The organism is Azospirillum sp. FG154 (assembly GCF_057809575.1).
The window spans coordinates 62,658-77,304 of the sequence record NZ_JBMDKF010000026.1 but is presented as its reverse complement, the minus strand read 5'-3'; the positions used below and the strand labels follow the sequence as shown (position 1 = coordinate 77,304).

General features: G+C 65.0%; 12 protein-coding genes and 2 pseudogenes. 9 read left to right on the top strand and 5 right to left on the bottom strand.

Annotated elements, in window-relative coordinates; all coding sequences use genetic code 11:
* Both ACODS4_RS23165 and ACODS4_RS23160 read right to left on the bottom strand, forming a co-directional pair.
* Positions 1-2,005 (bottom strand): annotated as a pseudogene (locus tag ACODS4_RS23165) (NAD-glutamate dehydrogenase); the annotation flags it as partial.
* A gap of 89 nt (positions 2,006-2,094) precedes the next feature.
* Positions 2,095-3,006, bottom strand: coding sequence for a LysR family transcriptional regulator (locus tag ACODS4_RS23160; RefSeq protein WP_488868009.1), 912 nt, complete (start codon positions 3,004-3,006; stop codon positions 2,095-2,097).
* A 140-nt stretch (positions 3,007-3,146) separates the two neighbouring features.
* Here ACODS4_RS23160 and ACODS4_RS23155 point away from each other — a divergent pair, with 140 nt between their 5' ends.
* Positions 3,147-3,395 carry a hypothetical protein gene (locus tag ACODS4_RS23155; protein WP_488868007.1) on the top strand — a complete coding sequence of 83 codons (249 nt, stop codon included), beginning with the start codon at positions 3,147-3,149 and terminating at the stop codon, positions 3,393-3,395.
* Here the strand turns inward: ACODS4_RS23155 and ACODS4_RS23150 are convergent.
* The gene (locus ACODS4_RS23150; RefSeq protein WP_488868005.1) at positions 3,386-3,943 is read right to left on the bottom strand and encodes a GNAT family N-acetyltransferase; all 558 of its coding nucleotides are present in this window, start codon (positions 3,941-3,943) and stop codon (positions 3,386-3,388) included. The two genes, ACODS4_RS23155 and ACODS4_RS23150, sit on opposite strands and share 10 nt — an antisense overlap.
* A gap of 5 nt (positions 3,944-3,948) precedes the next feature.
* Positions 3,949-5,202 (bottom strand): MFS transporter, encoded by a 1,254-nt coding sequence (locus ACODS4_RS23145; RefSeq protein WP_488868003.1) that lies wholly within the window; start codon positions 5,200-5,202, stop codon positions 3,949-3,951.
* Positions 5,203-5,277: 75 nt separating this feature from the next.
* Between ACODS4_RS23145 and ACODS4_RS23140 the strand changes: the two are divergent.
* A pseudogene (locus ACODS4_RS23140) lies at positions 5,278-6,138 on the top strand (LysR family transcriptional regulator); the annotation flags it as partial.
* Positions 6,139-6,150: 12 nt separating this feature from the next.
* Here ACODS4_RS23140 and ACODS4_RS23135 read toward each other — a convergent pair.
* On the bottom strand, positions 6,151-7,062 hold the full coding sequence (locus tag ACODS4_RS23135) for a homocysteine S-methyltransferase family protein (protein WP_488868001.1): 912 nt from the start codon (positions 7,060-7,062) through the stop codon (positions 6,151-6,153).
* Positions 7,063-7,179: 117 nt separating this feature from the next.
* On the opposite strand from ACODS4_RS23135, the gene ACODS4_RS23130 reads away from it, so the two are divergent.
* The 7 genes from ACODS4_RS23130 to ACODS4_RS23100 all read left to right on the top strand — a co-directional run bounded on the left by ACODS4_RS23130 (position 7,180) and on the right by ACODS4_RS23100 (position 14,617).
* On the top strand, positions 7,180-8,007 hold the full coding sequence (locus ACODS4_RS23130) for a transporter substrate-binding domain-containing protein (RefSeq protein WP_488867999.1): 828 nt from the start codon (positions 7,180-7,182) through the stop codon (positions 8,005-8,007).
* A gap of 106 nt (positions 8,008-8,113) precedes the next feature.
* Positions 8,114-8,863, top strand: a complete 750-nt coding sequence (locus tag ACODS4_RS23125; protein WP_488867997.1) for an amino acid ABC transporter permease — start codon at positions 8,114-8,116, stop codon at positions 8,861-8,863.
* 217 nt (positions 8,864-9,080) lie between these two features.
* Positions 9,081-10,178: an extracellular solute-binding protein gene (locus ACODS4_RS23120; protein WP_488867995.1), complete on the top strand. Its 1,098-nt coding sequence runs from the start codon at positions 9,081-9,083 to the stop codon at positions 10,176-10,178.
* A 90-nt stretch (positions 10,179-10,268) separates the two neighbouring features.
* Positions 10,269-11,420 (top strand): ABC transporter ATP-binding protein, encoded by a 1,152-nt coding sequence (locus ACODS4_RS23115; protein ID WP_488867993.1) that lies wholly within the window; start codon positions 10,269-10,271, stop codon positions 11,418-11,420.
* Positions 11,417-12,346, top strand: a complete 930-nt coding sequence (locus tag ACODS4_RS23110; protein ID WP_488867991.1) for an ABC transporter permease subunit — start codon at positions 11,417-11,419, stop codon at positions 12,344-12,346. The genes ACODS4_RS23115 and ACODS4_RS23110 overlap by 4 nt, the downstream gene beginning before the upstream one ends.
* Positions 12,346-13,179, top strand: a complete 834-nt coding sequence (locus ACODS4_RS23105; RefSeq protein ID WP_488867989.1) for an ABC transporter permease subunit — start codon at positions 12,346-12,348, stop codon at positions 13,177-13,179. The genes ACODS4_RS23110 and ACODS4_RS23105 overlap by 1 nt, the downstream gene beginning before the upstream one ends.
* A 415-nt stretch (positions 13,180-13,594) precedes the next feature.
* Positions 13,595-14,617: an agmatine deiminase family protein gene (locus tag ACODS4_RS23100; RefSeq protein ID WP_488867987.1), complete on the top strand. Its 1,023-nt coding sequence runs from the start codon at positions 13,595-13,597 to the stop codon at positions 14,615-14,617.
* The last annotated feature ends 30 nt before the right edge of the window (positions 14,618-14,647 follow it).

The window sequence follows — 14,647 nt, the reverse complement described above, 5'->3', positions numbered from 1 at the left end:
GCAGCACCACCACCTCCCGCGCCGTCAGTCCGGCCCGCAGGATCAGGCGGTTGAAGCCGTCATCCTCCATCCGACCATCCCAAACGGCGGCGAACGCCTCTTGGAAGATCTCCTTCACTTGCGCGCAATCGATGGCGGCGCCGGTTTGGCTGCGCGCGGCGAAGTCGTGGATCCACACCGGCGCGTCGGCCCCAGCGGCGGCGACTTCATAGGGCTGCTCGGTGATGACCTTCAGGTCCATGTGCTCCAACATCGGCAGCACGTCGGACAGCGGGACCGGGCGGCCCTGGTGGTAGATCTTGACGTGGAGTTCGTCCTCCTCCGCCTCCAACGGGTGGAACAGGGTGATCCCCAGCCGCTGCTGCGCGGTCGCCTGCTCGATGCGCTCAATGTCGTGGACCGCCGCCTCGGCGGTGAAATCCTCACGGTAGCCAGCCGGGAAGGCGTCGGCGTAACGGCGCAGTCGGGCGTTGCCCACCTCTTCGCCGTGCGCGTCGATCAGGGCGTCGCGCAAATGGTCGCTCCAGCCGCGCGCGGCGTGAACCAAACGGGCTTCCAACTCGCTGACATCGACCGTGAGCGCCCGTCCCGGTTCGGTGCGAATGATGAGGTGCAGCCGCGCCAAGGCGCTTTCAGACAATTGCGTGTGATAAGAGGCGCAGGTTCCGTTGAAGCTCGCCTCCAGAATGCGCTGGATTTTCCGGCGCAGATTGGTGTCGTAGCGGTCGCGCGGAACGAAAACCAGGCAGGAGGCGAAACGCTGGAACGGGTCGGGGCGGACGAACAAGGCCAACCGTTGACGCTCCTGCAAATGCAGGATGCCAAGCGCCGTGTCGTAGAGTTCCGAGACCTGGATCTGGAACAGCTCGTCGCGCGGGTAGGTTTCCAGAATGTTCAGCAGAGCCTTGCCGTCATGACCCTGCGGATCGAATCCGGCGCGGGTCATCACGTCGGCGACCTTGCGGCGCAGGAACGGAATTTCGCGTGGGCTGCGGTTGTAGGCGACAGAGGTGAACAGCCCGACGGTCAGCAGCGCGCCAACGACGCGCCCGTCCTCGTCAAAGCGCTTGATGAGCACCGTGTCGAGCGGCACGGCGCGGTGAACGGTGGCCAGCCGGGTGCCCTTCGTCACCAGAAGCGGGCGCGGTTGGTGCAGGAAGGCGCGAATTTCGGCGGGCAGGGTGGCGGCGTGGCCCTGTTCGTCGAACACGGTGGTTTCCGGGTCGCGCAGCATGCCCAGGCCGCTGCCCTCGACCAAATCCAGCAATGGTTCATCCAACGCGCCATCGCCTGTCACCACGTAATAGCGGCTTCCCAGCAGCGTCACGTTGCCAGCGTCGACCCAAGCCATGAAGTCGGCGGCTTCGGCGGCTTCCGCCGGATCCGGGGCCTTGGCCAGATCATTTTGCGACGCGGCGACGCGGGCGCGCATCGGCTCCCAATCCTGCACGGCGGCGCGGACGTCGGTCAGCACCCGTTCCAAACCATCGCGCAGGCGGGCGAGCACAGCCGGATCGGATTGCGGGTCGATCGAGCAGTGCATGAAGGATTCGTCGCGTGCGCCGTCGCGCGCCTCGCCCGGCTCCAGCAGGCTGTCCAATTTGCCATCGGCGTCACGGGCCACACGCACCACGGGGTGGATCACCAGATGGACGGTGACGCCCTGACGGTTCAGCTCCGCCGTCACCGAATCGACCAGGAAGGGCATGTCGTCGTTGACGATTTCGACCACGGCGCGGTCGGATTGCCAGCCATGCTCGTCGAGTCGGGGCGAATAGACGCGCACGCGGGCGGCGCCGGGTTGCCGGTGCTGACCCCATTGCCACATCGCCAGAGCCGCCCCATAGAGCTGCTCGGACGTCGCCCGCAACAGGTCGTCGGGGGGAACGTTGGCGTAGAAGCGCTGGACGAATTGTTCCGCCCGTGCGTTCGGAACCCGGCTGCGCACAAGCTCAGCCAGTTGCTTGCGCATGTCGCCCGCCAGATCCTTGGTCGCCGTCCGCATGATGGTGGTGCTCTCCTGTTTTAGAGTTTTGCTGGTAGTACCACCGTAACGCTGACAATTCGACGACAAATTAACGACAGTATGTCTGACTAATCGGGCGAAACCGGGTTTGCCGGGGCGGGCGTGGTCAGCTCTTCGACCAGCCGCCGGGCGTGCGCCGACAGATCGTCGAAGCGTCGGGCGCACAGGACCAGCAGGCGCGGCGCCCAGGAATCAGACAGGGAGACCACCTGAATCGCCGAGGATTCGGCGGCGCGAAGGGCCGCCGTTTCCGGGACGATTCCAATGCCGACGCCGCGTTCCACCACCCGGCACAGCGCGATGGGACCGCGCACGCGCACCCGGAAGGACAGGCTGCGCCCGGCCCGCGCGGCGTGGGCGTTCAGATACTCCTGCAACGCGCTGCCGGTGCTCAGCCCCACAAACGGCTCGTCCAGGATGTCGGCGAACGCCACGCTGGGTTGGGCGGCCAGCGGGTGATCCTTCGCCACCACCAGAACCAGCCGGTCGGAACGGAAGGGCCGGGTTTCCAACCCGCCGAGATCGACCATGTCGGCGACGACGCCCAGATCGGCCAACCCGGCGGCCACCGCCTCGACAATCGCGTGGCTGGCGCGCTCCTCCAGATCAATGTCGATGTTGGGGTTGGCGGCGAGGAAAACGGCGAGCGCGTCGGGCAGGAACTCGTTGATCGCGGCGGTGTTGGACAAGAGGCGGACATGGCCCTTCAACCCCTTGGCGTACTCGTTCAACTCGCCGCGCATGCGTTCAAGCTGGTGAAGCACCAGCCGGGCGTGGTGGACCACGGCGCGGCCCGCCGGGGTCGGGCGCGCGCCGCGCCGCCCGCGCTCCAGCAGGGAAATGCCCAGCGTGTCCTCCATCCCCCGGATGCGCGCGCTGGCCGAGGCGAGCGCCATGGCGCTGCGCTCCGCCCCCGCCGTGATGCTGCCGGTTTCGGCGACGTGCAAGAACAGCCGCAGGTCGGTCAGATCGAAGCGCAAGGCCGCCCCCCGATGGTTGAAGCCACAAGCCTTCGGTTTATCCGAAGGCTGGCTGCGTCAAAGCCACATTGTGGCTTTTTGCCTCATCGATCAAGCTTCCTGCCAACACCGACCAACGATCGCAGGATGGAGATCAGGCCATGGCTTTGCTGGACAGGGACCACCGGGACGCCGCGAAGGCCGTGGACGGGGTTGACCGCCGCTTGCTGGTCGTCGCGGTGGCGCTTGCCGCTCTGACCCTGTTGGCGGTTCTGGATCTGGGCCGTCCGGTTCCGGGATCGTTGCCGCCGGTCGAGGTCCGCATCCCGCCGCTGGACTTGCCGTCGCCGACCCCGGCGGTCGCGCCGCGCCGTCCGCTGGTCGAGGATGATTTGTTGGTTCACGACTGAGCCGGGCAGGCGCGCCGTTCAACCGGCAAACTGTCGCCGCCGTCGCCCAGCGGGCGTTCCATCAGGACGCCGTCGAGCCAGCGGCCAAATTTGAAGCCGACCGCTGGCAGCACGCCGACGTGGCGGAAGCCGCAGGCGCCGTGCAGGCCGATGGAGCCGTGGTTGGCGCTGTCGCCGATCACGGCGATCATCCGGCGGTAGCCAGCGGCCTCGCAAATCTCAATCAACGGATCCATCAACGCCCGCCCCACGCCCCGCCGGGCCATTCCGGCATCGACATAGACCGAATTTTCCAGCGTGAAGCGGTAGGCGCTGCGCGTCCGATACAGCCCGGCATAGGCGTAACCGGCCAATTGGCCCTGGCATTCGGCCACCAGATAGGGCAGGCCGCGCGCCAAAATCTCGGCCCGGCGATGGGCCATCTCGGCCTCGTCGGGGGCGATTTCCTCAAACGACGCGGTGCCGGTGCGGACATGGTGGCCGTACAGCGCGGTGATCGTCGGAATGTCCTCGTCGCGCGAGGGGCGGATGGTCAGGGCGAACGTCACGTCGATCAACTCCGAAGGTGAGAGAGGGAAGGGGAGGCGGGGCGGTCGGGGGCCAGCAGGGCGGCGCAGAGAGTCGCCGCGACGCCGCCGATTCCCAGCAGGGCGAACCCCCAGCCCCAACCGGATCCGGAGACGAAATCGCCCCCGGATCCGGCGCCGTCCAGCGCCAGGCCGACGGCCAAAGGCGCGACGCCGCCCGCCCCGAAGCCAAGGATGGACCGTACGGCCAACGCCGCCCCCAGGCTGCCCGGCGGCGTCGCCTCGGTCATCGCGGTGGACAGAACCGGGGAATCGCCCAACGCCGAGAAACCGTAAAGCGCCGCCATCGGCAGAATCAACCAGACCGGCAGCGTCTCCATCCAGCCGATGCTCAACGAACAGACGGCGCCCATGGCCCCCATCGCCACCAGCACGGCGCGCCGCCCCAACCGATCGGACGCCCGCCCCATGGTCAGCGACGACAGGCACCCCGACAGATGAATGGCCCCGGCGATCCACAAACCCGGCACAGCGGCGCCGTCCGACGCGGCGAGGACCGCCGTCAGGAAGGCGGGCAACCACGCCCACATGCCCAGCAACTCCCAGGCATGAGCGGTGTAACCAGCGGTCAGCAGGAGGGAGCGACGATCCGCCAGAAAGCTGAAGGCGTCGCGCAAGCCTCCCTGGCGCGCGCCGATGACGCGGTTGGGCCGTCCGCGCAGCCCCGGCGTGACGACCAGAGCCGCCAGCAGAGGACCGACGCCGCAGACCCAAAAGGCGGCCTCATAGCCGACCCGCTCGCTGAGATCGGCGGCCAGCGCGATGGAGGCGAAATAGCCAAGCGACCCGGCCCCCAACAGCCAGCCGACCGCCGCGCCGCGCCGGTCGGCGGCGACGCCCTGCGCCACCAGCATGATCGACGGGGCGTAGGTCCCGCCCTGCGTCAACCCCAGCAGCCCAAACAGCCAAAACGCGCTGTCCGGCGAGCGGGCGAACAGGGCGAAGGCCAACCCGGCGGCGGCGGACGCCCAGTTCGACCACAAGAAGACCCGCTTGGCTCCCAGAGTGTCGGCGAACCACGAGGACAGCACCAGAGACAGGGCGTAGCCGATGTTGAAGCTGGTCTGGATGCCCCCGGCCTCGCCGCCGCTCATGCCCCAGGCGGGCAGCGTCGCGCTCAAGGTTCCGGCGTGGACCATGAAGGCCAACGACGCGCCAAAGCGGCTGACGCACAGCGCCAACAGCCAAAGGGGAGCGGGGGAATCGGGGGCGTGCGTCATGGCCCCAAAGTCGGCGGGGCGGCTGGAAAAGGCAAATTTATTGATTTGATCGAAATCATAAGGAAAACTAGCGGTATGCGCGGCGTCAACCTCGATCAGCTTCTGACCTTCGCGATGGTGGTGGAGCATGGCGGCTTCACGGAGGCCGCCGCCCGGCTTGGCCTGACCCAACCGGCGGTCAGCATGCAGATTCGCAATCTGGAGGACCGCTTCGGCGTTCGTCTGATTGAGCGGGTGGGCAAGCGCGCCCTGCCGACCGCCGCCGGTCGCGATCTGCTGCCCTTCGTCCATCGTTTGCGCGACGAGGCGGACGCGGCGGTGGCCCACATGACGCGCCACCGCGCCGGGGATTTTGGCCGGGTGCGCATCGGCACCGGGGCGACCGCCTGCATTTACCGTCTGCCGTCGATCCTGACCGCGCTGCGCGCCGATCACCCCGGTTTGGAGATCATCGTCGTTACCGGCGACACGCCGGAGATTCTGGACGGGGTGGAGGCTGGAACCCTGGATCTGGCGCTGGTCACGCTGCCCGCCGCCCGGCCCAGTCTGCTCATCGAGCCGGTGTGCGTCGAAATGTTGGTCGCGGTCGATCCCCGGCGAACGGAACCGGAAGAGGAGAACGGCGCTCTCCATCCGGCGGAGGCCGCCGCCGCGCCGCTGATTCTGTATGAGCGCGGCGGCACGATGCGGGCGGTGATCGACGCCTGGTTTCTTGCGGGCGGCTGCCAGCCCCGCCCGGTGATGGAGCTTGGCAATGTGGAGGCCATCAAGAATCTGGTCGCCGCCGGGCTGGGGCGGTCGATCCTGCCCTTGGTCACGGTGGCGGGCGATCTGGACCGGGATCGCTTTCGCGCCCGCCCGCTGGTTCCGCCCCTGACGCGAAGCCTTGGGTTGGCCCTGCGCCGGGACAAGACGCTGGACGCCGGGGTTCGGGCGACGGCGGCTTTTTCAGGCCGTGGCCTTGAAGCTGCGCGCCAGCGCGGCGATGTGGTCGGGACCGATGCCGCAGCAGCCGCCGACGATGGTCGCGCCGCTGTCCACCCAGCGCTTGGCCCAGTCCAGATAGTTGGGCGGATCCAGATCCTCGCGGATCGGATCCAACCCGTCGTTGGCGGTCGCCGTCTTCGGCTGTGGAGGAAAGGCGTTGGCGTAGACGCCGATGGCGACGTCCCGTGATCCCAACACGCCATGGGCCTCCTGCACGGCGGCCTGCATCACCTCCGGTTGGCTGCAATTGAACAGCAGCGCCGAGGCGCCGAGATCCAGCGCCGCCTGGGCGGCGTCGGCGACGCGTTCGCCCGACCGCAGCGTCGGCGCGGCGCGCCCCGCCGCGACCGCGTCGGCGGCGGTGTCGTCCAAGGTGAAGGACAGCCACAGCGGGTGCGGATCGTCGCCCAAGGCTTGGCGAACGGCCACGGCCTCGGCGATGGCGCTTTGCGTTTCGGCCAACCAATGATCGACGTGCGGAGACAGGCCAGCGATCAGAACCCGCAGGATGGCGCCGACCTGCGCCGGATCGAACAGATCGGGGCGGTAGGAGCCGAAGACCGGCGGCAACGATCCGGCGACATGAGCGCCGTGGCGCGCCGCGACCGTCCGGGCGACGGCGCCCGCCCGATCCGCCAACGCTTGTCCGCTGGCGGCGAACCGTTCCTCGCCGATGTGAAAGGGAACCACCGCGTAGCTGTTGGTGGTCAGAACGTCCGCCCCGGCCTCGGCGAAGGCCGCGTGCGCGCGTTCCACAAAATCGGGCGCTTCAATCAGCGCCAGGGCCGACCATTCCGGTTGCCGGAACGGCGCGCCGACGCGCTGCAACTCGCGCCCCATTCCGCCGTCAAGGATCAGGGTCTTTTTCGCCATCGTCTCGCTCCATCGTCAGGGCGTCCGTCCATAGCCGAGTCTTTGCCGGTTGACAATCAATATGGGAAAAGTAGAGAATTTCTCTTCCCAGGCCGTGTATCAACAAGGATAAAGTGTATGTTTCGCCGTTTCCTGATGACCGCCGCTCTCCTGATCGCCGCGCAGGCGGTCGCCCCAATCGCGCAAGCCGGGGCGATTCTTGACCGCGTTCTTGCAAAGGGCGAACTCAAGCTCGTTCTGCTCAACGATTATCCGCCTTTCTCCTTCATCAACGACAAGAACGAGTTGGCCGGTTTCGACATCGACGTCGCCAAGGCGCTCGCCGCGAAGCTGGGGGTCAAGCTGTCCATCGACACCCCGGCGTGGGAGGTGATCGCGGCGGGCAACTGGCATGGCCGCTGGGACATTTGCATCTGCTCGATGACGCCGACCGCCGAGCGGGCCGAGGTGCTGGATTTCCCGGTCAAATATTACGATTCGCCCGCCGTTCTGGCGGTGCACAAGGATGAGACGCGGATCAAGGGAATCAGCGACATTTCCGGCAAGTCCATCGCCGTCCAGGCCGGGGCGTCCTATGAAAATTACCTGCAAAAGACCTTGAAGATTCCGGCGCCCGGCGCCGAACAGCCGACCTTCCCGTTCGACAAGGTCACGGTCGTTCCCTATGAAACGGAAACGGTCGCCTTCCAGGATCTGGCGTTGGGCGGCGGCAAGCGGGTCGACGGCGTCATCACCAACATCGTCACCGCCAAGGAGCGGATCGACGCGACCGGAACCTTCAAGATCGTGTCCGACAAGCTCTATGTCGAACCGAATTGGGTCGCCGTGGAAAAGGGCGACGCCGCCTGGAGCGCGAAGGTGAAGGCGATCATCGAGGGGTTGAAGGCCGATGGGACGTTGACGGCGATCTCAAAAAAGTGGATTGGCGTCGACATCACGGGGTGATCGACGGCGATCAACCAACGCGGTCATGGGTGGAGCGGTTATGGCGGGTGGTCCAAGGGCGGGGTGGAGCGGCGGCGGTCGCGCAGGGCGGGGGTTTCGCGTTGGGGTGATCGCCGTTTGGGTTGGTCTGGCTGCGCTGCTGGCGTTGTTCTTCCAGAATTTCAACCTGAAGCTTTCGCTGATTCTGGACAAGCTGCCGTTTCTTCTTGGCCTTCACCTGACGCCGGGGGGATTTCTTCAGGGCGCGGCGTTGACTTTGCTGATTTGCGCCCTGTCGATTCTCCTCAGCATCCTGATCGGTTTGGCGGCCACCATGGGCCGGTTGTCGGGCAATCCGCTGGCCTATGGGGTTTCCACCTTCTACGGTTCCTTTTTCCGGGGAACGCCGCTGCTGGTTCAAATCCTGCTGCTGTATCTGGGCTTGCCGCAGATCGGCGCCGTTCCTGCGGCCTTTCCGTGCGGCGTTCTGGCCCTGTCGCTCAATTACGGGGCCTATCTGACCGAGATTTTCCGGGCCAGCGTCCAGGCGGTTCCGGCCAGCCAGCGCGAGGCCGCCGCCGCGCTGGGCTTGTCGCGTTTTCAGATCGCCTGGACCATCATCTTTCCCCAAGCGACTCGCTTCGCCATTCCGCCGACCGGCGCGCAATTCGTCGCCATGCTGAAGGATTCGTCGCTGGTTTCCGTGACCGGGCTGTGGGAAATCAATTTCCTAGCCCAATCCTATGGGCGTTCCAGCTACCGCTATGTTGAAATGCTGCTGACGGCGGCGTTTATTTACTGGATGATGTCTTTGGTGTTCGAGTTCGCGCAAGCGCATTTGGAGCGGCGCTATGGGCGGGCGTATCAGGTGGGATAAGGCGCTGGCGGGGCCTTGTGGCCGTGGGCGTCGGTCCAGGCGCAGGCAAGCGTGACGCCGATGGGCCGCGCGTGGCTTGGCCGTTGTGATTGTTCAGGGATGGCCGCTCAAACCGTTGACAAGGCGCCCATGCACGGGTGCAATAGCCCCCGCGTTGGGGACGCCGTGGGGAACGCGACGCCACCCGGAAAGACAACGAACAGGTCGGGGCATCTCAATGAAAAAATTCGCTCTTAGCCTCCTTGGCGCGGTCGCTGCGGTCGCCATCGCCGGTCCGGCCATGGCCCAGGCCAAAAAGCCGGTCAACATCTACATCTGGAACGATTATCTGGGTGAAACGACCCTGGCCGACTTCACCAAGGCGTCCGGGGCTGAGGCGAAGGTCGATCTGTACGACAGTCTGGAGTTGTTGGAGCAGAAGGTGCTGGTCGGCAAGTCCGGCTATGACGTGATCGTCCCGACCGCCGAACCGACCCTGTCGCGCCTGATCCAGGCCAAGGTCGTCGGCCCGCTCGACAAGACCAAGATCCCCAACATCAAGAATCTCGATCCGAAGGTTCTGAAGCTGCTGGAAAACTCCGATCCCGGCAACAAATACGCGGTTCCCTATCTGGGCGGCACCGTCGGCATCGCCGTCATCCCGGAAAAGATCAAGGCCGTCGCCCCCGACGTGGCGTTGGATTCCTGGGATCTGATCTTCAAGCCGGAGGTGGCCAAGAAGGTCGCCGCCTGCGGCATCACCATCATGGATTCGGCCATCGACGTCATCCCGTCGGTGCTGAACTATCTCGGCCTCGATCCGAATTCTGAAAAGAAGGAGGATTTGGAGAAGGTCGAAAAGACGCTGATGGCGGTTCGCCCCTACATCAAGCAATTCGTCACCGGCCAGAACATCAACATCCTGGCGGGCGGCGACGCCTGCGTCGTCATGGCCTACAACGGCGACGCCATCCAGGGCGCCGCCCGCGCCGCCGAGGCCAAGAGCGCCAAGGTGGAGTATGTGACGCCGAAGGAGGGCGTTCAGGTGTGGTGGGACACGCTGGCCGTTCCGGCGGACGCCCCCAACAAGGCCGGCGCCTATGAATACATCAACTTCATCCTGGATCCGGTGAACACCGCCAAGATCTCCAACACGGTGCGTTACGCCAACGCCGTTCCGGCCTCGTTGGCGGCGGTTGACGGCGACATCAAGGGCAATCCCGGCATCTTCCTGCCCGAAGACAGCAAGCTGAAGCTGTTCTCGTTGAGGCCGGTCAAGCAGGCCACCGACCGCGCCCGCACCCGCGTGTGGACCAAGGTCAAGACCGGCAAGTAAACCCGCTTCCTTGTAACGCGCCTTTGCGCCCCAGTCGGCCTCCGATGCCGGGGACCGGCTGGGGCGCGTCGCCTTGATTGAGGACTCTGGATGGCCGGTCAGCCGCTTCGCAAACCCACCCGTCTGGAACCCTGGCAGGATGCCGGGCAGGCGCCCTATGTCCGTATTGAGAAGGTGACGAAGACCTTTGGCGATTTCGTCGCCGTCGATGAGGTCAGCCTGTCGATCTACCGGAACGAATTCTTTGCGCTTCTCGGTGGGTCGGGATCCGGCAAGACGACGCTGCTGCGCATGCTGGCGGGGTTCGAGCAGCCGACCGACGGCAAGATTTTCATCGACGGCGTCGACATGTCGGGCATTCCGCCCTATGAGCGGCCCGTCAACATGATGTTCCAATCCTACGCCCTGTTCCCGCACATGACGGTGGAACAGAACGTCGCCTTCGGGTTGAAACAGGACAATGTGCCGAAGGCCGAGATCCGTGATCGGGTGGCCGAGATGTTGGAGATGGTCCAACTCGGCGCCTTTGGCAAGCGGCGGCCCCATCAATTGTCCGGCGGTCAGCGGCAACGTGTGGCGCTGGCCCGGTCGCTGGTCAAGCGGCCGAAACTGCTGCTGCTCGACGAGCCGCTGGGCGCGCTCGACAAGAAATTGCGTGAAAAGACTCAGTTCGAGTTGGTGAATATTCAGGAAAAGCTCGGCGTCACCTTCATCGTCGTCACCCATGACCAGGAAGAGGCGATGACCATGTCGTCGCGCATCGCCGTGATGAACCATGGCGTCATCGCCCAGGTGGGGACGCCGACCGAGATTTACGAATATCCCCATTCGCGCTTCGTCGCCGAGTTCATCGGCTCGATCAACATGTTCGATGGCCGCGTGGTGGAATCAACCGCCGATCACGCGCTGATCGCGTCGGACGAGGCGGGGTGCGAGCTGTACATCAGCCACGCCACCCCGGCCCCAACCGGAACGCCGGTGGCCGTCGCCATCCGTCCGGAAAAAATCGCCCTGTCCAAGGAGGAATCGCCGGACGCCGTTGGGCGCAACAGCGCCAAGGGCGTGGTTCGCGAAATCGCCTATCTGGGCGACGTGTCGATCTATCTGGTCGAACTGCCGACCGGCAAGACGGTGCGCGTCACCGCGCCCAACGTCACCCGACGCACGGAGATGCCGATCACCTGGGAGGATGAGGTCTATTTGAGCTGGCGGCCCTTCGCCGGCGTGGTGCTGGCGCAATGAGGGGGGTCGTCTCGGCCCTCAGTCGGTTGGGCCTGTGGGGGCGTGGCGTGGTGATCGCCATGCCCTTTTTGTGGCTTCTGCTGTTCTTCCTGGTGCCGTTCCTGATTGTCTTTGGCATCAGTTTTTCGGAGTCCATCATCGCTCAGCCGCCCTACGCGCCGCTGGTCGGTTGGCTGACCGATGAGGAATCCGGGACGACGAAGCTCCAGATCCTGCTGAATCTGACCAATTATCTGCGGCTGACCGGCGACGATCTTTACATTCTGGCCTATCTGAACTCGGTCAAGATCGCGCTGGTGACGACGCTGCTGTGTCTGGCCATCGGCTATCCCATGGCCTACGCCATCGCGCGGGCCGACCCGGCGCGGCGTGGGCCGCTGATGATGCTGGTCATCCTGCCTTTCTGGACGTCTTTCCTGATTCGCATCTACGCCTGGATCGGCATCCTCAAGAGCAACGGCGTCATCAGCAATCTGTTGGAATGGACTGGGATCACCAGCGGGCCGGTGGAGATTCTCTATTCCGATTGGGCGGTCTACATCGGCATGACCTATTGCTATCTGCCCTTCATGGTGCTGCCGCTCTATTCGACCCTGGAAAAAATGGACCCGACCCTGCTGGAAGCGGCGGCGGATCTGGGTTGCCGTCCGTTGAAGGCGTTCTTGACGGTCACGCTGCCGCTGTCGCTGCCCGGCATCATCGCCGGGTCCTTGTTGGTCTTCATCCCGGCGGTGGGCGAGTTCGTGACGCCCGAACTGTTGGGTGGCCCCGACACGCTGATGATCGGGCGGGTGTTGTGGAACGAGTTCTTCGCCAACCGTGATTGGCCGGTGGCCTCGGGCGTGGCCATCGCGCTGCTGCTGGTGCTGGTGGTGCCGATCATGATCTTCCAGTATGTCCAGGGTCGCGAGGCGGAGGAACGGTGATGAAGCGCGTCGGTTTCCTGTCTTGGGCGCTGTGGTTCGGCTATGCCTTCCTCTATGTGCCCATCGCCTTGCTTGTCACCTACTCTTTCAACGAGTCGCGGCTGGTCACGGTGTGGGGCGGTTTTTCCACCAAATGGTATGGGGAACTGTTGAACAACGAAGCGCTGCTGTCCGCCGCCGCGCTGTCCTTGCGGGTGGCGGCGGTGTCGGCGACCTTCTCGGTGATTTTGGGCACCTGCGCGGGCATGGCGATGTCGCGCTTTGGCCGGTTCCGGGGGCGGACCCTGTTTGGCGGCATGATAACGGCGCCGCTGGTCATGCCGGAGGTCATCACCGGCCTGTCGTTGCTGCTGCTGTTCGTGGCGATGGAGCAGGCGATCGGTTGGCCGGACGGTCGCGGCGTCACCACCATCACCATCGCCCACACCACCTTCACCCTGTCTTACGTCGCGGTGGTCATCCAATCGCGTCTGGCCGGGATGGACGGCAGCCTGGAAGAGGCGGCGATGGATCTGGGCGCGCGACCGGCCAAAGTGTTCTTCGTCATCACCCTGCCGATCATCGCCCCGGCGTTGGTGGCGGGTTGGCTCTTGGCCTTCACCCTGTCGCTCGACGATGTGGTGGTGGCGAGTTTCGTGTCGGGGCCGGGATCGACGACTTTGCCGATGGTGATCTTTTCCAGCGTCAAATTTGGCATCAGTCCGCAGATCAACGCGCTGGCGACTCTGATGGTTCTGGTCGTCGCCACGGGCATCTTTGTGGCCAGCATTGTGATGGCCCGACAAGATCGCCAGCGGAAACGCGACGAACAGATGGCGATCCAAGGCGGTTAAGCTGTTGGCTGGACATGATTTTGTTTCTGACCACCCGCCGCGTTGCAGATCTGCGCCGCAGCGGGTGGCTATTTTGCGCCTCTTTTGCTAGGATGACGCCATCGTAAACAGCAAATGAGGCCGTGCCATGCGCGCGCTCCTGTGGTTCCCAATGCTTAGGCTTGGTTTTTTCAGCAATCCGTCGGTTGGCTATTCGTCGTCCCGTTCTGTCACGGCCCGCCGCGCTCTGCGCCCGCCGTCCGGTCGTTAAGACCGCCCGCGTCCTTGTCTGGCGCGCATTTTTGATCCATTCCCCCGATTGCGCATTGTGTTTGTCTGTTTGGCGACGTTGCCAAAGTCCATCGCCCGTGTTTAGGGTGAGGGGACTGATTTCACGTCGCCATTATGGGTTTCATCGGGGTAGAGGGATCGACGCATGACGACGCCAACCGCCCAAGGCTTTTGGATGCCGGGAGAATGGGAACGCCACAGCGGTTGCTGGATGGCGTGGCCTTGCCGCCCGGAAACATGGCCCGAAGGAAGCTTTGACGCCGCGTGCGAAGCGTATGCCGAGGTGGCGCAGGCCATTTCCCGGTTCGAGCCGGTGACGATGGTCTGCGACCCGGCGGACGTGGCGGAAGCCTCGCTGGCCTGCGGGGCGGGCGTGCCGATTCTGCCGCTGCCGATCAGCGATTCCTGGGTGCGCGACACCGGCCCCAGTTTCGTCGTTGACGGCAAAGGCGGCTTGGCGGGGGTCCATTGGGGCTTCAACGCCTGGGGCGGCAATTACCCCGATTGCGCCAAGGACCGCGACGTCGGTCGTTTGATTCTCGATCACAAACAAATTCCGCGCTTTGCCGCGCCGCTGGTGATGGAAGGCGGCTCCTTCCACGTCGATGGCGAAGGCACGCTGCTGACCACGGAACAATGCCTGCTGAACCCCAACCGCAATCCCGGTCTGAGCAAGGCCGAGATTGAGCGGGAGTTGATGGATCATCTGGGCGTATCGTCGATCATCTGGCTGGGCGAAGGCTACCAGGATGACGAGACGGACGGCCACATCGACGAAATCGCCCTGTTCGTGCGCCCCGGCGTGGTGATGGCGATCACCACCGACGATCCGGGCGACGCCAATTTCAAGGCGTTTCAGGACAATCTGGACCGGCTGAAGCGCGCCCGCGACGCCAAGGGGCGGGCGCTGGAGGTCATCCCCGTCCAGCAACCGACCCGCCGCGACGAAAACGGCGCCCGTCTGACCCTGTCCTACACCAATCTTTACATCGCCAACGGCGGCGTCGTGATGCCCGCCTTCGAGGATGCGGCGGATGACGAAGCCTTCCGCATGGTGCGCAAGGCGTTTCCCGACCGGGAGGTCGTGCAGATCAACGCCCTCGACATCGTGCGCGGCGGCGGCGGCATCCACTGCATTACCCAGCAGCAACCAGCCGTCGGCGGATAAGCGCAAAACAAAAGGGCCGCGCCCCAGTCA